22 protein-coding genes, 1 pseudogene and 1 riboswitch are annotated in these 23,926 nt (G+C 62.1%); of the genes and pseudogenes, 12 read left to right on the plus strand and 11 right to left on the minus strand.

Annotated elements, in window-relative coordinates; genetic code table 11:
- The first annotated feature begins 20 nt into the window (after positions 1–20).
- A complete protein-coding gene (locus LFT44_RS21005; RefSeq protein ID WP_236803034.1) occupies positions 21–950 on the plus strand; it encodes a Shedu anti-phage system protein SduA domain-containing protein in 930 nt (309 codons plus the stop codon).
- Positions 951–1,181: 231 nt separating this feature from the next.
- On the opposite strand, the gene LFT44_RS21010 is transcribed toward LFT44_RS21005, so the two are convergent.
- Positions 1,182–2,318, minus strand: a complete 1,137-nt coding sequence (locus tag LFT44_RS21010) for a UPF0158 family protein (protein WP_272910891.1) — start codon at positions 2,316–2,318, stop codon at positions 1,182–1,184.
- A gap of 411 nt (positions 2,319–2,729) precedes the next feature.
- On the opposite strand from LFT44_RS21010, the gene LFT44_RS21015 reads away from it, so the two are divergent.
- Positions 2,730–4,130: a competence protein CoiA gene (locus LFT44_RS21015; protein ID WP_442863792.1), complete on the plus strand. Its 1,401-nt coding sequence runs from the start codon at positions 2,730–2,732 to the stop codon at positions 4,128–4,130.
- Positions 4,131–4,163: 33 nt separating this feature from the next.
- On the opposite strand, the gene LFT44_RS21020 is transcribed toward LFT44_RS21015, so the two are convergent.
- On the minus strand, positions 4,164–4,838 hold the full coding sequence (locus LFT44_RS21020) for an 8-oxoguanine DNA glycosylase OGG fold protein (protein ID WP_336885648.1): 675 nt from the start codon (positions 4,836–4,838) through the stop codon (positions 4,164–4,166).
- A gap of 248 nt (positions 4,839–5,086) precedes the next feature.
- Between LFT44_RS21020 and LFT44_RS21025 the strand changes: the two genes are divergently transcribed.
- The gene (locus LFT44_RS21025; protein ID WP_236803038.1) at positions 5,087–5,494 is read left to right on the plus strand and encodes a hypothetical protein; all 408 of its coding nucleotides are present in this window, start codon (positions 5,087–5,089) and stop codon (positions 5,492–5,494) included.
- A gap of 112 nt (positions 5,495–5,606) precedes the next feature.
- Here the strand turns inward: LFT44_RS21025 and LFT44_RS21030 are convergent, their stop codons facing one another.
- Positions 5,607–6,173: a recombinase family protein gene (locus LFT44_RS21030; RefSeq protein ID WP_236803039.1), complete on the minus strand. Its 567-nt coding sequence runs from the start codon at positions 6,171–6,173 to the stop codon at positions 5,607–5,609.
- Positions 6,174–7,539: 1,366 nt separating this feature from the next.
- Here LFT44_RS21030 and LFT44_RS21035 point away from each other — a divergent pair.
- Together LFT44_RS21035 and LFT44_RS21040 are read left to right on the plus strand one after the other, a co-directional pair.
- A complete protein-coding gene (locus LFT44_RS21035) occupies positions 7,540–8,481 on the plus strand; it encodes a ParA family protein (RefSeq protein ID WP_236803040.1) in 942 nt (313 codons plus the stop codon).
- A gap of 128 nt (positions 8,482–8,609) precedes the next feature.
- Entirely contained in the window at positions 8,610–9,227 is a 618-nt protein-coding gene (locus LFT44_RS21040) for a hypothetical protein (protein ID WP_236803041.1), read from the plus strand.
- A gap of 191 nt (positions 9,228–9,418) precedes the next feature.
- On the opposite strand, the gene LFT44_RS21045 is transcribed toward LFT44_RS21040, so the two are convergent.
- The 6 genes from LFT44_RS21045 to LFT44_RS21070 form a co-directional block, all read right to left on the minus strand.
- On the minus strand, positions 9,419–11,239 hold the full coding sequence (locus LFT44_RS21045; RefSeq protein WP_236803042.1) for a helix-turn-helix domain-containing protein: 1,821 nt from the start codon (positions 11,237–11,239) through the stop codon (positions 9,419–9,421).
- 228 nt (positions 11,240–11,467) lie between these two features.
- Entirely contained in the window at positions 11,468–11,704 is a 237-nt protein-coding gene (locus LFT44_RS21050) for a hypothetical protein (protein WP_236803043.1), read from the minus strand.
- Between the two features lie 208 nt (positions 11,705–11,912).
- Positions 11,913–13,358 carry a chromosome partitioning protein ParA gene (locus LFT44_RS21055; protein ID WP_236803044.1) on the minus strand — a complete coding sequence of 482 codons (1,446 nt, stop codon included), beginning with the start codon at positions 13,356–13,358 and terminating at the stop codon, positions 11,913–11,915.
- Between the two features lie 6 nt (positions 13,359–13,364).
- Positions 13,365–13,880 (minus strand): hypothetical protein, encoded by a 516-nt coding sequence (locus LFT44_RS21060; RefSeq protein ID WP_236803045.1) that lies wholly within the window; start codon positions 13,878–13,880, stop codon positions 13,365–13,367.
- Positions 13,877–14,206 carry a CHAP domain-containing protein gene (locus LFT44_RS21065; protein ID WP_442863793.1) on the minus strand — a complete coding sequence of 110 codons (330 nt, stop codon included), beginning with the start codon at positions 14,204–14,206 and terminating at the stop codon, positions 13,877–13,879. Before LFT44_RS21065 ends, LFT44_RS21060 begins: the two co-directional genes overlap by 4 nt.
- Before the next feature lie 87 nt (positions 14,207–14,293).
- Positions 14,294–14,866 (minus strand): recombinase family protein, encoded by a 573-nt coding sequence (locus tag LFT44_RS21070; protein ID WP_236803046.1) that lies wholly within the window; start codon positions 14,864–14,866, stop codon positions 14,294–14,296.
- A gap of 345 nt (positions 14,867–15,211) precedes the next feature.
- Here LFT44_RS21070 and LFT44_RS21075 point away from each other — a divergent pair, with 345 nt between their 5' ends.
- On the plus strand, positions 15,212–15,430 hold the full coding sequence (locus LFT44_RS21075; protein WP_442863742.1) for a hypothetical protein: 219 nt from the start codon (positions 15,212–15,214) through the stop codon (positions 15,428–15,430).
- On the opposite strand, the gene LFT44_RS21080 is transcribed toward LFT44_RS21075, so the two are convergent.
- Complete coding sequence (locus LFT44_RS21080; RefSeq protein WP_236803171.1) at positions 15,364–15,693, minus strand: hypothetical protein; 330 nt, start codon at positions 15,691–15,693, stop codon at positions 15,364–15,366. The genes LFT44_RS21075 and LFT44_RS21080 overlap by 67 nt on opposite strands.
- On the opposite strand from LFT44_RS21080, the pseudogene LFT44_RS21085 reads away from it, so the two are divergent.
- The 3 genes and pseudogenes from LFT44_RS21085 to LFT44_RS21095 all read left to right on the plus strand — a co-directional run bounded on the left by LFT44_RS21085 (position 15,652) and on the right by LFT44_RS21095 (position 18,256).
- Positions 15,652–16,661: pseudogene (locus tag LFT44_RS21085) on the plus strand (cation diffusion facilitator family transporter). The gene LFT44_RS21080 and the pseudogene LFT44_RS21085 overlap by 42 nt on opposite strands.
- Positions 16,662–16,937: 276 nt before the next feature.
- Positions 16,938–17,198, plus strand: coding sequence for a hypothetical protein (locus tag LFT44_RS21090; protein ID WP_236803047.1), 261 nt, complete (start codon positions 16,938–16,940; stop codon positions 17,196–17,198).
- A gap of 83 nt (positions 17,199–17,281) precedes the next feature.
- Positions 17,282–18,256, plus strand: a complete 975-nt coding sequence (locus tag LFT44_RS21095; RefSeq protein ID WP_236803048.1) for a magnesium and cobalt transport protein CorA — start codon at positions 17,282–17,284, stop codon at positions 18,254–18,256.
- Positions 18,257–18,807: 551 nt separating this feature from the next.
- On the opposite strand, the gene LFT44_RS21100 is transcribed toward LFT44_RS21095, so the two are convergent.
- Positions 18,808–19,092, minus strand: a complete 285-nt coding sequence (locus LFT44_RS21100; RefSeq protein ID WP_236803049.1) for a hypothetical protein — start codon at positions 19,090–19,092, stop codon at positions 18,808–18,810.
- A 419-nt stretch (positions 19,093–19,511) separates the two neighbouring features.
- Here LFT44_RS21100 and LFT44_RS21105 point away from each other — a divergent pair, with 419 nt between their 5' ends.
- From LFT44_RS21105 to LFT44_RS21115, 3 genes are all read left to right on the plus strand, one after another.
- On the plus strand, positions 19,512–20,138 hold the full coding sequence (locus tag LFT44_RS21105; RefSeq protein WP_236803050.1) for a mechanosensitive ion channel family protein: 627 nt from the start codon (positions 19,512–19,514) through the stop codon (positions 20,136–20,138).
- Positions 20,139–20,372: 234 nt separating this feature from the next.
- Positions 20,373–20,543: riboswitch (M-box (ykoK) riboswitch) on the plus strand.
- Positions 20,544–20,804: 261 nt separating this feature from the next.
- On the plus strand, positions 20,805–22,544 hold the full coding sequence (locus tag LFT44_RS21110; protein WP_236803051.1) for an Nramp family divalent metal transporter: 1,740 nt from the start codon (positions 20,805–20,807) through the stop codon (positions 22,542–22,544).
- An 86-nt stretch (positions 22,545–22,630) separates the two neighbouring features.
- Positions 22,631–23,926, plus strand: coding sequence for a magnesium transporter MgtE N-terminal domain-containing protein (locus LFT44_RS21115; protein ID WP_236803052.1), 1,296 nt, complete (start codon positions 22,631–22,633; stop codon positions 23,924–23,926).

Consider the following 23,926-nt stretch of genomic DNA (forward strand, 5'->3'; position numbering starts at 1 on the left):
GGTCGCCTAACATCGTGACTATGACCGAAATTGAGGCGCGCACCACCCCTTTCATAGAGGCGCCAGAGCCGGATAGTGACCCGACTCGTCCACGACCCAAGGACTGGGTGCAATACTCCGATCAGGTAAGAGCCGAATGGTTCAACCTCCTGAGCACTGACCCCGAGGAGTCCGCGGTTCAAGCATTCATGGAACTCCATCCGGCGATCATCCCAGGTGGAAGCGGCGATATCGGCCCCGGCGGGCACCATGGTTCCCAGATGTCCGCGGTGTTCCGTCAGCCTCCTCTAACCGGTGCCGGAGGGACATACATTCCTGATTTCATGTGGGTAACGAAGTCTTCTGGGCTAATTACGCCGATCCTTATCGAGATAGAGAAACCTTCCAAACGCTGGTTTAAGAAGGATGGACGACCAACGTCCAAGTTCACCGACGCGCTCGATCAACTAGACGAATGGCGCGCATGGTTCAACAAGGACTCAAACCCCGCCCTTTTTCGTCAGAAATACATGTTCGAGGACTACCATCTCAACCGTCCGTTGAAGCCTCAGTTCGTTCTGATCTATGGTCGGGACGCCGAGTTCACTTGGGCCGGAGGACACCTCGATCCGGATGGGCTGAGACACAAGCGTGACTCCAAGCGGCAGCCTGATCAGACATTCAGGTCATTCGACTCCCTGGCTCCCCGGTACGACCACGCAAACTCAGTAACCGTCACGATGACAGCTAGCGGCCCGGTGCCGTTTGCATTCTCACCGATGTACCAAACCAACTCCATGACTGGCATCGACGCCAGAATACTTGGTGACCCGACGGAGGCCTTTGCCCGATCGGCGATGATGAGCCCAGAGCGCAGGGCTTACCTGGCGGATCGTTGGAACTATTGGAAGGACGTGGAGGCTAAGCAGGATCCAAACAAGACATATCTACGTTCATCTGGACTTGAATAGTCGAAGCGTGCAGGAAGCAAAAGTGTCTGTGCACACTTTCGTCCCACATCCTTGTTGTTGGGACGCTGTTAGTGGCACGCTCCTCCACCGGATCTGCATTTCAAATGGCAAGTAACTTGGCTGTCCCGTAAGTTGTCCCATAACTCTCGAGTCGAGCCCCCGTAGCAAGGGTGACTTTTGGGACGGTGCGCGCTAGATGGAGGCAGGTCAACGCTGACTGAGTCCTGCTCGTCAGCCCACGCGGACGCCATTGTCAGCGATGAACTCGCGGGCACGGCCTATCTGGCGGTCGGTGGAGAACGCGTACCACTCCTCATTGAGGTTCTCGCCATGGACGAAGTCGCGGAACCGGGAGAATGCGCCCTTGCCCTCGATGACCCGCTCCAGCCGCCCTCGGAGGGCCTCATCATGCTGCCGCTCGGCAAAGGCCGCCATGTCCCGCCAGGCATGCCGCGAGCCGGTGCGGTTGACTCTAAGCCAACGGTCCGGCTCCTCCTCCACATTGATGGTGGCGCCCTCCCCGACCATCATCGGTTCAGTGGCGCTGTCGTCGTACACCTGACCAGTACGCAGGTCAACGTAGCCACCCGTCGACAGGTCCAAGTCCCCTTCCAGCAGGGTGCTGAGCATTTCCAGGTCAACCGGCACGACCTGCCCAGTCACCAGCTCTCCGCGCAGAATGGCCAACAGGTCCTCCGCCAGCAGCAGGTCACCAGCGGCCCCACGCCAAGTCAGCCGGTTGATTACCGAGAGCGCCACCGGCTCAGCTTCCTGGCGTCTGTGCTCCAGCGCCATCGGTAAGCCGGCCCCCACTTGTTGGAGGGCATCATCGATGTCGTGCCCTGTCACAGCGGCGAGGAACCGAGCGGCATCTCCTGCCCCGATTGCTGCACGCAACTCGGACAGGTCAATCCTCGGTGCCTGCGCATGTCGCGGCCAGGCGTGGTGCAGCATGGGGTACGGCAGACTCGGGGGTCCTGGGGTCTGGCTCTCCCCGTCGTCGGTCTCCCATCGGCGCCCATACTGATCCGGGATGCTGCCCCAACCCCAGTACGGCACGGGAACTTCAGGACGGACGCCTAATACCTCTAGCGGGTCAACCTTCACCTCCCCGACCACGCATCGGTGGATCCAGGCGTCACCGAGGTCGAACGTGTACTGAAACTCGGCCCCCGGCTCCACGGTCCGCACAACCTTGGCCATGTCGATGTCAATTGGTGGGGCCATGACTGGGCCACCGACCGATACGGCCATCTCGGCCCCCGTCTCTTCATCAGTGACCACCCGGCCGTCGGCAAGGGTGAACAATGACAGGTGCGAGCGGTCCCACCGAGCGAAGGCACCGTTGATGGCATTGGCGAGATCCATGAAGGTGTGAGACGGTCCCACAGCAAAGATTCGCCCAGGCCATGGCCACAGTTCCTCACCACGACCGCCGAGCAGCTCCACCGTCACTGATAACCAGGTTCGTGCCATATCCCAAGGATGGCACGGGCCGTCCGACGCGTGCCGCCGGCGCAGCCCGCGCGATGTGAATGCCCCCGTCCAGGCTGACTTCAGTGCGGCCGGAACCAGGCGCCCTGGACGGTTTCGCTGCCCTGACCCTTTGGATTGTCTGTGCTTGTGGCTAGGGTGATCAAAATGCCCGTGGGCAGTCAAAAAAAAGGGGGGGCAATGCCGCTGGTGGCGTTTCTCGACGGGGAACGAATCGAATCCTATTTAGCCAATGACGAGTGCTGGGATTTGGTGAGGAGCACGTACCGGAGCCGGTCCCTGCTGATGCGCTGCGGGGTCCCGGGAATTCCGCGCACGTCCAGACGCGGCCTCAAGCACTTTGCTCACAAGGCCGGCGTGCAGTGTGGCCTCATTGATTGCTGGAACGAATCGCCTCAACATCGCATGCTCAAGGCCCTGATCGCCCAGGCAGCCAGAGATGCAGGCTGGCAGGCGAGTGTCGAATGGAGCACAGAGGGACGGGCGTGGACGGCGGATGTGCTGGCAGAGCGTGATGGCAGACGCTTCGCGCTGGAGGTTCAGTGGTCACGCCAGGACGCCGCGGAGTTCAGAGGCAGGCAGGAGCGCTATGCCGCTGGCGGCGTTGAATGCTTCTGGTACGTCCACCGGCGAAACAAGGACGAGGCCAGAAGGGCCAATGTGCCCCACGTCGTGTTCGAGGGCGATGACGCCCCATTTGATGTCCTCGCAGAAAAGGCCTTCCAGCAGGCCACGGCGACCAGTCTTCACGCACACGTCACCGCTCTCCTGTCGGGGCTGTATCTCGACCGAGTCGAAGCAAGGGTCACCTCGGTGACGATTCACTTTTTGAGCGACGCGTGCTGGGCGTGCAAACGGCCCTCCACAATCTGGAGGATAAGTGCAGCGTCACTCCGGTCCCGCTGCCAGGAGACGACCGATGCCGCCCGGACGGACTTTCCGTTGTGGCCAGCCAAACGCATCGAGACCTTAATCGCCGCTGATGTGGCCACGGTTCTCGGAAAGGGCAGCCTTCCGCCGTTGGCCCCGCTGCGGATGCACCACTCGAAGAAGGCAGGGAAAACTTACCTGGCATACGGGTGCGCTCATTGCAGAATCGGCTTCTTCGGGGATGGCTTCCTGGAGCTGGAGACCCGTTGGAAGTCCGTGACCATCCCGGTGACAGCTCGTATTCCCCTCGCCGAAGACCTTTTTGCACAGGTCCATCTGTGTGCGGACAAGGCCTTCGGACCGTGCAGCCAGGACCCTTCAGAGGGTAAGGAGCCGACGTTTGACGGGTACATTCCTAGCCAGCATCAGCGCCGCCGGCCGCCGCGCACAGACGCAGTAGACGTTGCGCTGGTGGGGGCGGAGATCTCCGCAAGAGATGCTGTGGCCATCATGACCGGGCACCGGTATCCGGACCACGGGGAACCGACGTCCAGTTCCGGGTCCTCGGCCCGAAAGAAGGAAAAACGGCAACCCGCCGAGATCACCTCCTGCGATTGGTGCGGCAGGCAACCCCACCCTCAATACGAGTGCCTTTGGCGCCAGCTCAGGGCGAAAGCAAACGTAAGCCCTGGCTACCGGCATTACTCGGATAAATTTTATGAGGGCATCTCCAGGGGAAGGACCCGTGAAGATGAGGGCACAGCGATGATGAAGAGACTGCTTGAACGGTGCGTCCCGATTCCGCGCGGGAAATGAAGCCAGGACGGGGAGCTCAAGCTCCCACTGCGCTCAGTCCCGCCTAAAGATGAGCTGTTCGACCTGCTCGGGTTCAATGCCCAACTCTTCCGCCCATTCAGCCATGCATTCGGTGTACCGGCGGTAGCTGCTGGCGCTGTACCAGGTAAGCCACAAGGGACCAATCTCCTCGCAGTGGTCCCCGAACCAATCCACAACGATGCTGTCCATGATCGGAGTGGTGGGCACTTGGCTGGAGGCCTTAGTAGCGAAGCTGATGAACTTCGTCGCGAAGGCCGGCCCCCACTGATCGAAGAACTTTCTGTTGCTTTGTCGCTTGCCAACGACATACGCGAATGCCGCGTTCCCGCCCTCGGTCCTCGCGATCCCGGCGAGCTCGAACAGGTCGGCGGCGAAATTCTTCCCGTTCTCCATTGTGTTCAAGCGGATGACGCGCTCCGCCCTGTATGGCCCAATGTTGGCCTGGGCATAGCCCCATACATAACTGGCGATGTATGCGTCGAGCGCGGAGTCCGGGTCATTGACCATCGTGAACCGCTCCAGCACGCCAGTGCGATCAATGGGATTCGGAAGAGCTTCGAGAATGCTATGGCTGCGGAAGTACCTTCCCCAGTTTTCCTTTATCCACACGAAGGCCTCCTGCGGTGGACGCCCCTCCGCGTCCCATCTCTGGAATCTTCTTCGCAGGTCATCGGGCACAGCTGGCATGTCGGTATCTCCCCCAAGTAGATGGTCCACTTACTTTCGCATATGCGGTTTCCTGTTGAATAAAAGGTGCTCCTATGGGGCAGCGCGGAAGGGGAATCGGGAAAAGCGGCCTCTCGGATTTCCGTGCCATAACCCTGTCAAGAGTCGGCTTTCAGTACGGTTAGGAAGGGAAATACTGAGGCCCAACGGCGGGGGTCGCTGGTTGCATTGCCGGCCTGAAGAAGGGCCGGCTGATTGGGGGGACGTTGGTGGAAGATACCAATCGATACGACGCTGTCTTTGCCGAAGCTGTTTTTACGTTCATCGAGGTGTGCAGGCAGCGTGGCTATGCGCCAGAACTGATCCTCCGTGCTGACTTGGGCAGGGTTCCTGGCGCTTATACCGGGGAGGCAGGCTTGGGGTGGGCGTTCCGGCTACAGCAGACCGACGAGCTGCATGCCCTCGCTGAAGACGGGAAGTTGTACAGGGCGACCCGGACATGGAGATTGATGCGTCAGCCCTTGTGGTTGCAGAAGATGGCAGAAACTTCTTTCCTGGTCGCCACGGCCGAGGTCCATATCGAAGAGGCTCCTCAACTGCGCAGGGAGATCATGAACAGCCTCCTGCTGTGGTTGACAATGCGAGAGCAAAAGGACAGGACCGCCGCCGGCTCCTGACTCATGATCGGGCTGCTACCTCATATTCGGTGCGATTGAGTTAAAGACGACTACCCGTGCGCGCGAGATGTCAGCCCGCGTACTGTGCGGCACGTTGACGAAGGCACCAAGGCTAACCGTTCTGGCGGGTCAGAGCGCGTGTGAGCGATGAAACGCTCACGCTAAGCCGCTCGGCTGTTTCCTTTAACGTCTTTCCTTCGTGGCGCAGCTGCCGGGCCGTTTCCAGTTTCCCTGGCGTCATCGACCGCGGGCGGCCGCCGAGCCGGCCGCGGGCTTTGGCTGCGGCCAGTCCAGCCTTTGTTCTTTCCGACAGCCGTGATCGTTCGTATTCCGCGAGGGAAGCGAACATGTCAAAGATGAGCTTGCCGTGGGCACTAGTGGTATCCAGCCAAGGTTCAGCCAGGGAACGGAAGCCTATCCCCCGCTGACCCAGCACCGTGACGATGTCGGCAAGGTCTGAGGTACTACGGCCGAGCCTGGTCAGGTCTGCGACCAACAGCACGTTGCCCGGCTGCAGATAATCCAAGCAGTCTTTCCACCGTGCCCTCGCCTGGGTGGCACCGGACGCGTACTCCTGAAAGACGCGCACCGCTCCGGCCGCCACCAACGCGTCCACCTGCGAATCGAGCGACTGACCACGAGTGCTGACCCTCGCATAGCCAACTATGTTCCTGGACACGTCAAAAACCCTCCTCTTACCCTTTTGACCGGCTTTCTTTTCGGCAACCAGTTTTGACCAAGAGTAGAAGTACTTTTGCGATCTTTCACGAAGGCTTGCGGGTGGCAGGTCAGAAACGGTCGTTTGTGACCCGCTGGGTAGGAGCCCAGCACAGGCCATTGGCGGACCCGGTTTAGGACAAGGCGAAGATCGAGGGTTTCAGTGCACGCGTTACAGCCCGGTGGCTGCCGAGTTTGCTTGTCAGTGTGACCACCATAGGGGCAGTAACCAATTCGCTGTCCCCTTTATTGCGCTTGCCACACCACTGACGACCACCACTCCCCCAATGCCCGGCATAGCGTGGGCTGGTCCTGTTCAAGACTTGGGGTCAATTCTTGCTATCCACGGCTGGTGGCCGGGAGCCATGGGGAAAGCTCCCATTCGGCGTCCGGAGCGGGGGGACTCGGGGCGAATTTCCCTCGATTGTTTCCAATCGCCGGTAAACGTGCGCCTCGTCCCCGCTTCGAACGGAAAGCACCGCAGTGAAAGGCGTGACCGGAACTGGGTGCGACTTTCGTCCACGAACAGGATCTAGTTGAGCCAGTAGGCGTCATACTGAACGAAGTTATCCCGGGGTGCCACACTAGAAGGGCGCACCCAGACCCGAAGGGCAGGCCGGGCCATTGGGCGGGTTAGCCCTCCTCCCCCTGGCAGCCCGCCGAAACCCCCGGTCATCGACTAATCACCGAAGTGACACACTTGTGTTAATCGCTACCACGAGACTAGGGGCCGGTCAGTGGCCGCAAGCGGCATGGCTAGCGTGGTTCCAGGTTGGGGCCAGGCGGCGCAATCACTACTCCTTGTCGGCCCCACAGGGCTACGCAGTCTACATTTTGCTCAACAATTACTCATGCCATAAGTAATGCCATACGTGCTGTTGGACGTGCTAACGGATGCGTTACTAAGCGATAAACAAGATATCCAGCGGCTAGACGTATTTGCTGTTAGGCCCAATTGGCAACCGAGTGAGTCATGAGACGATCAATGGATCATCACACCGGATCCTTCATGGTGGCCCGAGCCATACCAAAGACGGGAAAATCTATAGCGGGCACAACGGGATACGCCATAAGAGGGCTTACGGGCAGGGCATCGGGAGGTCCAACTCGTGATGCCATTGATGTGACCATGGCCGGGAACACCTGGCGACACATAGGCCGACAAGCATAAAAGACAACGTGACCAACAACCTGCCACAACGTAAGTCGTCCTGCTCTAAGTTCTGTTATTCCGCTCATGCGTGTCACTGCCAGCATTGCCAGTAGAGAACTAATACCGTTGAGATCAGGACAACATGCAACCCACCAAGTAGGAGAATCGCTGGCCGATGGCACGATCACTGCAGACCCCCATAAACCCAAGATCTCAAGCGACGCGCGCCATTGATCGTGTTATCTCACTAGCGAACGGCAAAGGCGGAGTCGGTAAGACAACCACCGCAGCCAACGTTGGCGGATACGTGGCATTGGCGGGCTCTCGCGTGCTGCTGATCGACCTTGACCCGCAAGGCGATCTGGCCCGCGACCTTGGTTACGAGCGGCAGACAGGGAGGGAATTCTTCCAAGCCCTCATCGCAGGCACGACACCGATGATCCTGCGCAATGTACGCGAAAACCTTGACGTCATCCCTGGGGGCCAGGACCTCGAAGACATTCAGGGCCTCATGCTGTCCCGCTCCAGCCGCTCCGACGCAGGGGACTTCGGCGACATGCTTTACGCAGTCCTGGCGCCGCTGGCAGACGACTACGACTTGATTCTGATCGACACCCCTCCGGGGGAGCGGATCCTTGTAGAAGGCGCCTTCGCAATCTCCAGTGCCGTCGTCATTCCTACCCGCTCCGATGATGCGAGCATCGACGGTGTCGAACGCATCGCACGCCGATTCATGGCTGTACGTGATCGGAACCCCTCGCTGCAGTTGGCCGGCATAGTCCTGTTCGGCGTCGGACCGCGCTCCTTGCGCTTGGAACGAAGCGTCCGGGATACCTTGGAGGAGATGCTCGGCACCGTCGCCCCAGTCTTTGAAACCCGCATCAGGAACCTCGAGAGTGCAAGCGCCGACGCCCGCCGCAAGGGCCTGCTCTTCCACGAACTTGAAGGCGCCGTTACCGACGCTCAAAAGAACCGCCTGAAAGCGCTCCGGGCAGGGGAGAAGCCGGAGGACGGCTTCTTCTCGCGCAATGCCGGGGGACTAGCCGAGGAATACGAACAGCTGACAGGCGAGATCCTGGCCCGACTAAACGAAATCGAAAGCGAGAACCAAGCATGAGCGGCCGGCAAAGCCTTGCCGGGGCATTCGCACCTGTAGCGCCTGCCCGCGGTGCAGCACTGCAAGGGTTGCTGGCTCCAAAGCGGGGGAGGGGAGCCCCTGCATCGGCACCCAAACCCGAAGAGTCCATGGAAGCACCGGCCCGAGAACTTATTCAAGTGCCGCTAGCAGTAGCACCCGAGCCGGCTGCTGATACGCGCGTATCCCACGAAGAGCCTTTGGCGGATAACCAGCCCGTTCAGCAGGAACCCCTCAATGAGGCACCCCTTGAGGTTGCAGGGGAACAGGAAGAGTCCAAAACATCCGTCAACACCCCCAAGGGCACTCAACAGCTGCCTGATGCCAAAAAGGTGGCTAACGCACCTACAGTCTCCAAACTGGTTTCCGGAGCGCTCCGCAACGTCGGCGTCTACCTGCCTCCGGCGCTCCTGGCTCAGGTCAAGGATGCCGTCTACCAGGAGCGGACCACCTACGCCGACTTATTGATCGATGCCTTCGAAACGGTCGAGGACAAGCAGATCGCCAAGGAGTTTGCCACCGAGACCAAACTAACCAAGTCCGGTATGCCCCGCCGCGCCCCACGGAAACGAGGGGAGGCTGGCATTCAGATCCAGCTCCGTCTCGACGGGCTGCAGGTGGCGTGGCTGGATGAAAAGGTCGCCGAATTCGACGCACCGTCACGCAGTGCCCTGGTCTCGGCCGTGTTCAAGCTTTATATCCAGTCGATACAAACGTCACACGAGTAACCTTGAATCGCCCAGCGCCGTGCGGCCTGGATTCCCATAGCCCTTATGGTTTGACCTATGGCAAGGCTTATGGCACGAAAGCGGGGGTGCAAGGTTCTGCTAGGAGTTGAGCGGCCCACCTCCACAACAATCCCCGTCGATGTGTACAGGCCAGGGGAGTACTCACAATTGCTAGGACTCGCGCTGACCCTTTATCCGGTTTTACTGAAAGCCATGTCAGACAGTGACCATTCATCGGGTGGCCCCTCGAACATCTCCCACGGATAGTCGTCGTCGGGGGAGAGCAGCTCTGCGACGGTATGAACATTCTTCGCAAGCCATTCCCGCCAGACGATCCGATCGCTTCGATAGCGCATTATCTGCGCAGCGACAGCTTCCAGAACCCCGAATTGCTCCGCGAGCTGCCTCAATGACGTAGCGGCAACGGTGGACCAGGCGCGGCTGGCGCCGCGGGCAATGAGGTTCCAGGCAGCCAGGACTTCCAAGGCTTCGTTCACGGCGGACCGAGAGAGCCTGGTGACGCGTACGATTTCTGACGTCGGCATCGCGGGGGAGTGCTCCAGGGCCTCGTAGACGAACGCGGCTGGCAGCCCAAGCTCACGAAAGACCGGGCGAAGGGCGTGAATCTTCCCCTTCTGCCAGCTGGAATCCTCGGCCGCTGTCTTCAGCTCTTCCGGAATCGTCAACATGTAGAGGTCTCCCTTGGTTCCCCGACCTTCCTCCACTAGGGTGACCAAGGGATCCTTCTCCGCCCGCAATTCGCGGAGATGCATCGCCACTGTGGTGTGGTCCAGGCCGGTAGCCACAGCAATGGAACGAACACCAAACTCCACGAACCTAGACGCCGTCATATGCGCAGCCTCCCCCAGGGACCTCAGCACTATCCTCCTCGCCATACCTGTCCTGGATTCCTGGTAGTTCACCTCCCTGATCCGCAGGGCGTTACGCCACGTCCGAATAAACCGATGCTCTGCATCGGGATTTGAAACTAAGGGAGAGCCCTTTATCCCTGCCGCCTGTGTACTTGGCTGGCTAGTGGGGGATCTACGGACATTGTCATTTGTTTCGCCTTTGGCCTCGTTTTTGGTTTTGCTGAGGTAGCTGACGGCGCTCATCCAGTCACGACGTAGGGACGGCAGCCGGTGGCGTGCCGCATATCGGGCGTAGAAGGAGGCCAGACCGGGCCAGGTCCCCTGAAGCATCCGGCGTTCAACATCGACGAGTTCGAGGCCGGCGGCTGCTGCGGCCACGATGACAGCCTGGCGTGCGTCGGAGTCGGTGGCGTACCGGCTGGTGTCATACAGGCCGGTCTGTGCGAGGACCAGCATGGCCCGGGACATGCGGCCGGCGGGCTGGTCGAAGACTGGTGCGTTCGAGATGGCAGGGGTGAAGATTTCTTGCTGCCGGAGCGCCCTGACGGCCTTGATCTCTGCGGTCAGATCCTCGGTCATGGCGGTCCAGACGGAGGCGCTGTTGGGTCGGCGGGCGACGTCGTAGGCCATGGAAAGGCTCATCGCCAGCTCCTGGTGGCCGCCTCGCTTGTGCGGTGAGCCCGGGGTGCGCATGCAGCCGTGGAGCAGGTTCTGGTGCGGGGTCTTGTCCAGGGTCCGGTACCGGGTGCCCAGCGCCTCGACAAGATCACGCGCTTCGGAGAAAGTGACCCGCTGTGCCAGCGGGACGTAGACGTGGCGGCCGCCATTGGGGGAGTAGTCCTCGATCCAGCGGGCCCCGACCGAGTGCAGCCATGTCTGAACGGCGCGGACGTCGGCCTGGACCCCTTCTACTCCCGCTATTGAGGAGTCAAAGTCGAGAAATATCGCGGCACAAGTACCGTCTTTCCCGAAGATTCGTACGGCCGCCGGCAGCGAAGGGAGTGCTTCGCATAGGTTCCGTTCGTGCTTTTGCGGGTAGGTCCTGCCCCCATCACGCGACAACCGTACGCGCGGCTGGCCTGCCAGAAGTGGCGAAAGCGCTGCCCACACGAAAGCTGGGTCATCTCGCTGCTCTGACACGCCAGTATCCGGGCATGCTGGCAGCACGGAGACGTGCTGATGTACGATGTCAGTAATCCTTTCGGGGATTGAGGTACGAAAAAGGGCCGATCCTGCCAGATCGGTTTCATAGCAACACAAAGGATGGCCTTCACAGGCTCTCCACGACTTACAATCTGATCCGCCGGCAAGCAATCCAGAGGGTAAGTCTCAAGCTTCGAAGGCCCGCCTAATGCGGGCCTTCTTTTGTTATGAGGCCATACGGATGGGCAGCTCCTGCTGGTAGTCATCATGATCGAGGGCGGCCAGATCTTCCTTCAGCTGTGGCTCGACAACAGACAGAAGGTACTCCGTGACGGTCAGGCCCTTATGAGCTGCCACTTTGGCGATACCGTCAGCGGTGGGTTCGGGTGAGCGAAAACCAATGAACTTACGCAGGCCTTTGCTGGGGCGCCCGCCGCCTCGATTAACTGCTACTGCCGTCATTTGCTGTGTCCTTTGATTTTGTAGCCGTTTGAACGGCTACAGCTTCATCGTTGTCTTGCCTGCCACCAGGACACCTCATCCCTGTGACTGCTCCGAAACTATCACCGGCCAACTAAACCCTTAGGGATTTGTTTTCAGAAAACGGGACCGTGTCGCCATTGTGACGTGTTGCTCTGGCATTTCTTAGGGCGGGGACCATCGGCGTCGCTTAGAAACCCTTGGCCACAGCGGCAGCCGCGGCGAGCCACGCGCGCTGGGTGACCGGTTGGAGGGCGTCGTAGCGGATGGGGCCGTTAACCAGCGCGGGGTCGTAGGGGATGCGGACCACGGCCCGTACGTGCGGGGCGAAGCCCTCGGCAATCCTCTGAGCTTCGTCCTTGGCGCGCTTGAGCGCGTCACCGCTCATACTTCGTTTGGCATCGGTGGACTCGGAGACGATGACGACGGCGTTCCGGGCCAGTTCGGCGTCGTGGCCACCACGGGATTGGAGGGTTTGAAGGGTCAGACGGGCAGCTTCGGCTCGGTCTTCGATCGCTGTTACGGGAACGACGAGCTGGTTCGTGTGGTGGATCATGCGGCGCCAGTTGGCGGCGCGGGCGGTGTTTCCGGAGTCCATGACGATGAGCCGGTAATAGCGAGTGAGTACCTGGTGGGCGATGTCGACTTCTTCGGCGGTTACTTCGTGGTCGCCTTCGTCGTTTTCGTCTGAGCGCAGGACGTCGAACTTGTCTGCAGTCTGGTGGTGGACGAACCGGGCGATCTCGGCTGCTTGGGCGCTAGGGGAGAGCAGCGCCTTTGATGAGTCGATGAGATCCAGGACGCTGTTGTTGTGGCCGCCCTGTTCAGTGCGCCAGCCCAGCGTGCCTTGTGATTCGTTGTTGTCCCAGGCGATGGTCGCTGCGCCGCTGTAGCGGGCCAGGATCGCGCTGAGCATGACGACGGTGGGTGTCTTGTTCGCTCCGCCCTTGCGGTTGGCGACGGCAACGGTGCGGGGGCCGGGCCAGTGCTGGCTTACTGTGCGGATGTCTTCGCGTTCGGCCAGTTCTTCTGGGGAGGGGGCCATGCGGAAGCCGAGGCGGCTGAGAGCGCCACGCCACCCGCGCGTGGCCGGCTGGAGGACGGGCGCGCTGACGAGGAATGAGGTGTCTTTGAGGCTGCGCGGGGGGGCAGGCTCCTCGGCGAGTGGCGTGGAGGCCGCTGTCGGCTCCTGGACGGGTGCGGCCGTGACTGCTGCACCGAAGATCACCGGCGGAGCGTCGGCTGGTTGTGAGGGCGTTTCCACGAGTGAGGGGGCGGCGGGGGCCGGAGCGGGCACGGTCGCGGCCTTTGCCGGCTCAGGTGAGGGGGCGGCCTTGACGGGCAGACGGTCCTGCTCCCGCTTCGGGGTGGGCTTGATCGGAGTTGCTTCGCTGACGACGCCGTCGGGGGAGACGATGATGAGGCCTTGCCCGTCGGAGTCGGTGGTGCTGACGCGGACGGGTCGGCCGAGCTGGGCAGCGGTTTCGGTGATGAGGCGGAGCGCATCGTTGAGGACGGCGGCTTCGTTGGCGGCTTCGATCGCGTGGGAGGTTCCGTTGATGGTGACTTCGCCGGTTCCGTTGGTGCGTAGGACGGCGTTGATCTTGGGGAAGTCGAGCGCTTGGGTTTCCATCATCTGTCCTTACTTTGTGCCGCTGGGGGGTGTGAAGCGGTTGACCTGCCAGGGTTTGTCGGCTGCGCTGCGGAGCAGCTGTACGTTGTAGTCGCCGGCATCGGTGGGAAAGACGACCTGGCAGCCGAAACCGTTGTTCTCATCGATCCTGAGCTGGCCCGTTCCGGTGATCCTGGTGACCGGGATGTTGGCCGGGTCAACGTATTGGTAGTCGGCGGTTGCTTGGGCGGTCAGGAGCTGGCCGATTTCCTGGATCCATTGCTTGTCGGTGACGGTGGGGCGGGCGTAGAGCGTCATGGCCTTGGTCGCGGTTTCCAGCGCGGTTGTTTTGCTTGCCTCGTCCCAGGTGATGCCGAGGGTGGCCGGTGCTGTGGCGCCGGGTGCCTGGGGTTTGCCGCCTGCGCTGAGGGTGGCCGGCGCGGTGGTGGACGTGCTGGGCGCCGGTTCCGTCGGCGTGGTAGCGGCTGTCGGCGCGCATGCCGTACACAGGAGCAGTGCCGTGAGTGCTGTCAGGGTGCGTTTCATGGTTCCTCCGGTGAGTCGCTGCCGGGCAGGTAGAGAAACGCGCTGGGAGTGCCGTTCTCTACGGTTCGGGTGTAGTAGGTGTGATCGTTCGGGGCAGGGTTGCCGTTGTAGCCCTCTTCCAGGAAGCTGCCGTCACCGTTGACGGCTTTGACGATGGCGACGTGTCCGTAGGTACCGTCGGCGCCTCCGGTGCCGGGGGAGTACCAGACGACCGCGCCGACGCGCGGCGCTTTGCCGGTGGGCCAGCCTTTGGCGTCCCAACCGTCCTTCCAGGCCCGGTACTCCTGAGAGTGTCGGCAGGGGCAATCTGGATGATCGAGTCCTATTGGTTCAGTGGTTGTAGGCGATGACTGAGCCCTGAACGGCCCTACCTTACGGACATGCCGTCGTTCTGTTGTGGCAGCGACCGTCGTTCATGATTTGGCGAGGTGGCGGTAGATGGTGGGCCGGGTAACGCCAAATTCCTTGGCAATGTGCTCGACCGTGTGGGCACGTCTGCCGTCTGGGCCTTTTTCTTCATACATTTCCTGGGCCAGCCGTACTTGGCGGGGGCCGAGTTTGGGTTTCTGGCCGCCGGTGCGCCCCCTCGCCCTGGCCGCGGCCAGACCGTCACGGGTACGTTCGGACATCAGCGCGTGTTCGAACTCGGCGATCGAGCCAAGGATTTGGAAGAACATCCGCCCCATCGGTGTGGATGTGTCGATGCTCTGGTCCAGGACCACCAGATCAACCCCGCGCTCCTGGAGTGTCTTGGAGACCTCGATGAGGTTTTCCAACGACCGGCCGAGTCGGTCAAGTTTGGTCACGACGAGTTGGTCCCCAGCGCGGTTGGCCGAGAGCAGGGCCTTGTCCAGTTCTGGCCGGCGGGCTAGCTTTCCCGAGGCCACATCAACGAATACCTGGTCACAGCCGGCCGCGGTCAGGGCATCGTGCTGGGCTTCGGGGTGCTGATCACGGGTAGAGACCCGTCCGTATCCAACGCGCATCCCCATAACGTATCACCAACCCTGCACGGCATTACACAGACGCGTACGCGGAAAGCATTACAAAATCGACCCCTGAAGTGCGCGATCCGCTGAACAGGTCGAGAGATGTCTCGCGAACGATCGTATTTGAGATGCCAAGGAGACGACCGCAATCAACTGCTGGCCGGGCGCATCCCTCCGTACATCGGTGTTGGGGACCGGTGCGCGGCAGACTCTTGTGAGCAGCCAAGGGCTGTATTGTGCGGATGAACGCGTACACATGTGCGCAAGTGGCTTAGTATTGCGTTTCAAGGGGCGGAAGCGCAAAGTGTCGCGCAAGGGCTGAACGTGGAGGGAGAACCGCTGGTGCGGGTAATTGATCTGAGAAACGATGTCGGCTCCCAGCACCTGGCCAAGAGGCGCCTGGCCCGCTTTGTTGCCTCCCGCCAGGAGGGCACCCGCGTGTTCTACCGGATCGAGGATGATCACGCCCGCCACCTCGTGACCGCAGCGGTTCTTCAGGCGGAACGTCGCCTGGCGGCCACGCCGCTCCACCACCACTCCGGAAGCAGGACAACACCCTGAGCAACCCGCACGAGCACCCGCACCCACATCCGCACGGCCACGACCAGGACCAGCCGGTGCGCGAGGACCCCCGCGCCGGCGGCCCCCACGACCACCACGGCCACCACCCCACCGAGGATGCCCACGCGCACCCTCACGAGGGGCATGACCACGCGGACGGCGACCACGGCCACGCGCATCCCCGCGAGGGGCACGACCACGGCCATGCTCACCCGACCGGTATCAAGGGATTCCTCCACGGACTCTTCGTCCCGCACAGCCATGACGCCTCGGATTCAATCGACGACGCGTTGGAGGCAAGCGCGGAAGGCATCCGGGCCCTGAAATCAGTCTCTTCATTCTGCTCGGCACAACGATTCTGCAACTGGTGGTTGTTCTCATCAGCGGATCTGTCGCGTTGCTCGCCGACACCGTCCACAATTTCTCCGACGCCCTGACGGCGGTTCCGCTGTGGATCGCGTTCATCCTCGGCCGGCGGGCCGCGAACCGCCGCCATACCTACGGCTACGGCAAGGCCGAAGACCTGGCCGGGCTCTTTATTGTCGCCGTCGTGGCCTTGTCGGCGGTTGTTGCCGCCTGGCAATCGATCGACCGGCTCTTCAACCCGCAGCCGTTGCATAACCTGGGGTGGGTCCTGGCCGCGGGCGTCGTCGGATTCATCGGCAACGAGGCCGTGGCGATCCACCGCATCCGGGTCGGCCAGAAGATCGGCTCCGCCGCGCTCGTCGCCGACGGGGTGCATGCGCGCACCGACGGGTTCACCTCCCTCGCCGTTGTGGTCGGCGCCGGCGGCGTCATGCTGGGATTCCCGCTGGCCGACCCGATCGTCGGACTGCTGATCTCCATCGCGATCATTTTCCTGCTCTGGGGCACGGTCCGCAGCATCGGTCGGCGGCTGATGGACGGGATCGAACCCGAGCTGCTGGACCGCGCCCAGGCCGCCCTGGAAAAAACACCGGGCGTGCTCTCCGTCCCGAAGCTGCAGCTTCGGTGGGTCGGGCACCGCCTTCAGGGTGCGGCGACCATCATGGTGGCCAGCACCTCGCTGGCGGAGGCGGAAAAGGTCACTGCACAGGCCGAAGCCAGCCTGACCGGCGCGTTACCAAACATTGATGACATGCCCATCCGCACCGTGAGCGGCACCCCGGGCACGACAGGTGCGCTGCCCCACACGCCGGCGCCGCACGCACATCCCGGTCAGAACGGCGACGGGTGGGAACGCCGGATCTGAAACGGGGAACGTCGCCACGGCGAAAGTCGGCTATGGTTAGTGCATAGACGCGCACCTATGCACTTAAGGGAGTTGGCTTGATGTTAGCGGTTCTGCGGAATATGATATGCCGCCGGCGTTCACAACCTAACTTGGACACCGTGCTTTCGGAGGCGCTTGACGAAAAGGGTGCCTGCGTCCAGCGGCTGACAGTGGGGCTTCACTGCTGTGGCGCATGAAGGTCAGCGGTGTCCACCCGAACGCATGGAACCCGAGCCGAAAGGGGTGCGCAGAACCATGAAACTCGCCATCGCATACTCGTTCCGGCTCCGGTACCAGGTCAATATCCACGAAGCCATCGTTCCCGCCGAGCGGTTTCTGGACGTCCCTCTGGACATTGAGGCGGTCCGCCGTGTGGTGGAGGACGACGACGCCCTTCTGGCTGAGCTCTTCCGGGACTTCCTGTATGAATACCGGCTGATGACGAAGGATGCGGGCTACTGGTCCAAAGAGCTGGAGCGAAACGACGAGATGATCAGGCTGGTGGAAGTGGTCTGAGAATAAGCCACATCTGCCTTGCCACCATTTAGCCGGGGCTCGTCTGCATGACACGGCAGAGATGAGAAAGGGACAGACCCTAAATGACCATGGTGGACAACGCTGTCTATGTTGATGGCCGGCGGACCGACAACCCGTTGAACTTGGATGAAACGTATGAGGTGATGCGGGCCCGCGGCGGGATGGCGTGGATCGGGCTGTACCGCCCGGACCGGGAGGAGATCCGGTCGGTGGCGGATGCGTTCAGCCTGCATGAGCTCGCCGTTGAGAATGCCCTCACCGGTCACCAGCGCTCCAAACTCGAGCGTTCCGGGGACACGCTGTTCACGGTGCTGCGCCCGGCCCGATATCTGGACGATGTGAAGAAGGTCGAGTTCGGTGAAATGCACGTCTTTGTGGGTCCGGACCACGTGGTGACGGTCGGACATGCGCACCCCCCGAACCTGGCGAAGGTCCGCCAGCAGCTTGAGGCCGCCCCGGAGCTGCTGGCCCGGGGCCCGCAGTCCGTGCTGTACGCGCTCATGGATGAAGTCGCGAACCAGTACGAGGCCGTCGCCGGTGATCTGGAGACCGAAATCGACGAGATTGAGGACGATCTTTTCCGCGCCGGCCCGGACATGGCACGGCGCATCTACAAGCTCTCCAGGGAAGTCATCGAGTTCCAGGGGGCAACGCACACGCTCAAGGCCATGCTGGAGGCCCTGAAACGCGACGCGGAGAAATCTCATCTGGACCTGGAGCTGCAGCACAGACTGCGGGACGTCCAGGACCATGTCATCTGGGTCGTGGAACGGGTGGACACATTCCGTGTCCTGCTCCGGAGCGCGTTGACGGTCAATGCAACCTTCATGGCCCAGCAGCGGAACAAAGACGTCAAGAAGATTTTCTCCTGGGCGGCCATCCTGTTCGCCTCCGCGCTCGTAGGAACTTTGTACGGAATGAACTCTGCCTTCATGCGCGGGCTGGCCTGGACGCTGGGCTACCCGATCGCGATCGGCCTCATGCTCGCCATGGGCGTCGTCCTCTACCTGTCGTTCAGACACCGCAAATGGCTCTGAACGACAGGCAGCAACGCAGAGAATTCAGCCCTTGGGAATCGGCCGGCGGCCGAAGCGATCCCTGCCAAAGCTCCCAGGCCTTTCGACAGCCGTCGACGACTACGGTCTGTCCGGTATAGTCTGTCGGTTCCTACGACGAACATCTCCGCATCGTGGAGAGTCGTCGTGACGGCCAGAGAAGCATCCAGTGCCGCTGTCAGTTGTGCTCTGTCTGTGAGAGTTCTCCGGCTTGTTTCAGGAACTGCCGGTGTCGGCTTGAGTGCCGGAAGGACCAGCTTCCCGGAACGACGCGCACCTCATTGAGTCGGACATGAAAGTGGTCGGCCCGTTTGGCCGCCCACTCCAGGGCGGCATTTCCCGCAGGCGAGCTATCAACACCGATCACGACTAGCTCTTCGCCATTCAGGTGACTTCCCACGACTTGTCACCGGTGAGGGTCCACTATCTCCCGCCCACCCATCGCGGACGAGAGCCCCGAAAGTCTTGTTAGAACTATCACAGTGACGGTGTATCCGGCGTTTTTATATAGGGCTGCCGGGCCGGCCCGTCCGTCAGGCAGTAACGGTGAACGCTTCCACGATGCCTTGGGTGATCCTGCCGGAGCTGAGCCGGTATTCGGCCCGGACCTCGACCTCAACCTCTGCCGGGGAGATAGCGCCGAAATCACCGGCAGCGCTGCGTTCCCGTGCATATGCCACTGCGTGGTCTTTGCTACTGAATTCCGGGGACGGGGCATATAGGCCCACGTTGAGGATATAAAACACCCGCTGCACCACGGCGTCGGCCAGTTCGTGTGAGGGATCATGGGCTTGGTCCAACATCTGGTCTGCCGTCACGCTTGTTCCTCGATTCATCTGAATCCCCACTTTACCGCCCCGCCGTCCGGCCTCCCGCACGTTTTGACATCTGACAGGGTTCGGAAGGAGCCGGGCAACAGCACTCGTTGAGACCTATTTTCGTGGCTGGTTTCACCAGCACGCACCGGTTGGTGTCTTTGCCGCTCCTGCTCTGCCGGGCTCGGGTCCCGGCGCTCACGGATCGGAATTAGTGCGGACCGGCCCGGAGACGAGAGTGTATGTGTACGCCGCCGAGGGAGCGTGTGCGGGGAAAGACCGGTTCCAGCACCGAAGATGTCCGTCGGAGCTGCGGAGGGCTCCTGCCCCCGGGCGGTCGAGGAGCGGCGGCCGTTAGGCTGGAAGCCGTAGTTTTTTCAGCCGCGGGGTGGTTACCGCAGACGGATGGCGGGTGCCAGAGAATGGTTTTTACGGGTGATAAATGGATAGGCGTCCTTCTCCAGGTCGTGATTACCATCGGCCTTGGAGCCGGAACCTGGGCGGTTGCCCGGTCCGTGATTTCCCGCATCGTGGGACGGGTCAGTAACGGCTACGCCATGCTGAAGAAGCCTCATTTCCGGTGGGCGCAGCCCGTGCTGCGGACCCTGGATCACGAACGCCGGGTCCAGCGGGCGGAAACCATCGGATCCCTGCTGACGAGTATCGTCGCCGCACTGATCGTAGTGACCGTCATCATTTACACTCTTGGCGCCCTTGAGGTCAATGTCGCGCCGCTGCTCACCAGCGTAGGGATCCTGGGCATCGCTATCGGTTTTGGCGCCCAGCAGCTGATCCGGGACTTCCTGGCCGGGATCTTCATCACCTTGGAGGACCAGTACGGCATCGGCGACGTGATCGAGACCAGCGAAGTCGTCGGAACCGTTGAGTCCGTGGGCCTGCGCATCACCAGGGTCGGTGCAGAGGACGGCACCGTCTGGTACCTGCGTAACGGAGAAATCCTGCGTGTCGGAAACCGCTCACAGGGAAGCTGCACGCCCACCACCGACGGAGCCTCACCGGAGGAGTCGCTGACACGCGCAGGAGAGTAGGACCGATCGTGCAGCAGGGAAGGGTCAGGTCCTGCGCCTAAGATGCGCCGGTGCCTGTCCGGCCAGGGCAGAAGGGCTTCCTCACCGGCACGGGAAAGAAATCCCCCGGTTCCGTCCCGGGCACGGCCTGACGGGGGAACAGTCCGTGCTGTTCGGCCGCCAGTGTGCGGTGTTTGCGGGTGCGCGTTTCGTGGATATGCGGGGTCTGACGTTGGTATATATTAGTGGTTGCAAGGTGCCGTTCGTTAGCTGAGGCTCCTTCGCGGATACATGCCAGCGACCCCCAACGTCGAGAGACGCCCCGGGTCAGGACAGGTTCCCCCGGTCTAAGGGGTTGCCCCGATTGGCTCCCGGAACGCCGGGTTCACGCCGTGAAGTGCCAAAGGTCTTACGAGGAGGGGCACTGCCGGGTCCCAGCTCCGGCCTCCTCCGCGGCGCCGCCGGATCCGGAATGGAGGTGGTCACCCGTGAACGATGGTCATAGTCCGTCTACCGGTACCGCCTTCGCGCGGTCCTGAACACAAATTCTTCCCCGCCGGCCGCGGCTCTGCTCGGGCCGGCATCCTGACCGCTTAGCCAATTTCCGGGACCTCTTCCTGCTGCGCCGATTTCTGTGATGTCCGCGTTCTGCATCCAAAAGGTCTCATGTTCCGGGAGGACATGCCCATGCCCGCCAACACCCATACCGGCCCCGAACCGACCACCAATTCCGGGCCCGCACCCCACGCTGCTCCGTCACCGTCACCATCACCAGCAACGGCTTCCGGGTCCGGGCCGGAAGCGTCCTCCGGGCCTGCCCCGGCGGCGGTCCTGGACAGCGCACACATCGGCGACATTAAGGGTGCTTTCGGCACGATCCGGCTCGGTGAGGAGTCGCCGGGAAGCGGCTGGAAGACCAGGTTCAAGACCCTGCTGGCCATCATCGGGCCGGGTCTGATCGTGATGGTCGGGGATAACGATGCCGGCGCGTTCGGGACATATACCGAGGCCGGGCAGAACTACGGCACGTCGCTGCTGTGGACGCTGCTGCTGCTGGTTCCGGTGCTGTATGTGAACCAGGAGATGGTCCTGCGCCTCGGGGTGGTTTCCGGTGTCGGGCATGCCCGGCTAATTCTGGAACGGTTCGGAAAGTTCTGGGGCGCGTTCAGCGTGATCGATCTGTTCATCCTCAACGCCCTGACCATCGTTACAGAGTTTATTGGAATCAGCCTGGGCCTGGATTATCTGGGCATCCCCAAGGTCGCGGGCGTGCTCGTGGCCGCAGTGGTGATCATCGGCGCAGCCTCAACCGGGTCGTTCAAACGGTTCGAACGGGTCTGCATGACCCTGGTCGCGGGGTCGCTGCTGCTGGTGCCCATCATCGTCATGGTGCATCCGGACCTGGGGCAGGTGACCCATGATTTCTTCATCCCCGGGCTCCCAGCGGGTTCGGACCTGTCCACGGTCACGCTGCTGATCATCGGCATCGTCGGTACGACCATTGCCCCGTGGCAGTTGTTCTTCCAGCAGTCCTACCTCATCGATAAGCGCATCACTCCCCGGTATATGAAGTACGAGAAGGTCGACCTGTGGCTCGGGATCGTGATCGTGATCATCGGCGCGGGTGCCATCATGGGGTTCACCGCGGCCACGTTCGCCGGGCACCCTGAATTCGGGAACTTCACGGACGCCGGAGGTGTCGCCGTCGGGCTGGAAAAGTACGTCGGGAAGGCCGCCGGGGTGCTGTTCGCGGTGGCCCTGATTGACGCCTCAATCATCGGCGCGGCGGCCGTCGGGCTGTCCACCTCCTACGCACTGGGGGACGTGCTGGGCCTGAAGCATTCCCTGCACCGGAAATTCTCCGACGCGAAGGGCTTCTATGCCGTGTTCGCCGGAGTTCTGATCATCTCAGCGGTCATTGTCCTGATCCCGGGGGCCCCGCTGGGGCTGCTGACCGTCGGTGTCCAGGTCCTCGCCGGTGTCCTGCTGCCCTCGGCCACCGTGTTCCTACTGTTGCTGTGCAACGACAAACAGGTCCTGGGCCCCTGGGTGAACGGCAGGGCCACGAACGTCTTCACCGCGCTCATCATCGCCGTCCTGGTAATTCTCTCCATCGTCCTGACCGCAGGGGTGCTCTTCCCCGACATGAGCAGCGCGGTGATTATCGGCATCCTCGCCGGCGGGGCAGCCCTGAGCATTCTGGGCGGTGCCGGATACCTCCTCTATGCCAGATTCCGACCCGGCCCGGGTGCCGCGCCGATCGACCGGACCGGGAAGCAGGACTGGCGCATGCCGCCCCTGGCGCTGTTGACGGCCCCGAAACTCTCCACCGCCGGCCGTACCGGGCTGACCGTGCTGCGGACCTACCTGTTGATCGCCATGATCCTGGTGATCGTCCGGGTAGTCCAGCTTGCCATGGGCGGCTGAACCCCCTTGGCGGCTGAACCGGGCACAGCGTAGATTCCACGTAGGACAGCTATCCCCTCCCGTATCCTCGAAAGGCACTCACAAAGATGAGCACCACCGGCACCACCGGCACCACCGCAACACCGGCCATCCGGCTTTCGACCCTGCTGCACCGCCCCGTACTGGACACCAAAGGCCACCAGGTCGGGACCCTCGCCGACGCCATCGTCCGCCTCGACGAAGGAAACTACCCGCGTCTGACCGGCCTGGTCGTCGCAGTCGGGTCCAACCGCGTCTTTGCGCCGCTGGAGAAAATCTCCGACATGGACGCAGATAGCGTCCGGCTGCGCACAGCCACACTGGACCTGCGCCCTTTCACCCGCCGCGAGGGCGAGGTACTGCTCAAAGAAGACGTTCTGGGCCACCGGCTGATCGACACCGACCACACCGTCATGGTCAAGGCGTTCGACATCGAACTGAACGGCACGGCAACGGGATGGACCGCGACGGGCCTGGACGTACACAAACCCCGCTGGTTCACCATCAGCCGGCGGCACGACACCCACCCCTTCCGGGACTGGAACCGGTTCCTGCCCCTGATCGGCCACGAGGCATCCAGCAAGACCCGCTCCCTCTCGGCCCGGTTCGCCCAGCTGAAACCGGCCCAGATCGCGGACCTGATCGAAGACTCCTCAGACAAAGAACAAGACGAACTCCTGGCCCGGGTCCACTCCGACCCCGAACTGGAGGCAGACGTCTTCGAAGAACTCGATGAGGACCGCCAGTCCAGGATCCTCAGAGACCGCACCGACGCCGAAGTCGCGGACGTGCTCTCGCACATGCGCGCCGACGATGCCGCCGACGCCGTCATGGATCTCCCGCAGGAGCGCCGTACCGGGATCCTCACTCTCCTCCCCGCCGCCCAGCACACCAAGGTCATGGCCCTCCTTGGCTACCATGACGCCACCGCCGGGGGCCTCATGGGCACCGACTACACGGCGTTGCCGGCTACCTCTACGATCGCGGATGCTCTCGAGAGCATCCGCACCGCCACCACGGAGCAACCCGAAGCACTCACCACCATCTACAGCCTGCACCCGGACGGAACCCTCGCCGGTGTGATCGGTCTGGTCCAGGCACTGCAATCCGACCCGGCGGCCCTGCTCGGGGACACCGCCGATCCCGAACCGGTCAGTGCGACCGCGGGCGATGACATCATCGACGTCACCACCACCATGGCCGACTACAACCTGCTGACCCTTCCCGTCCTGGATGAAGACGGCCGCATCCTGGGTGTCATTACCGTCGATGACGCCCTTGAAGCGGCCATCCCGCCGGATTGGGCCCATCGGGAACCCAACCGAAACACGACCAGGAACAGCCGCCCCGGAAGCGACGACTGA

The sequence above is a fragment of the Arthrobacter sp. FW306-05-C genome (assembly GCF_021801725.1).
Lineage (GTDB): Bacteria > Actinomycetota > Actinomycetes > Actinomycetales > Micrococcaceae > Arthrobacter.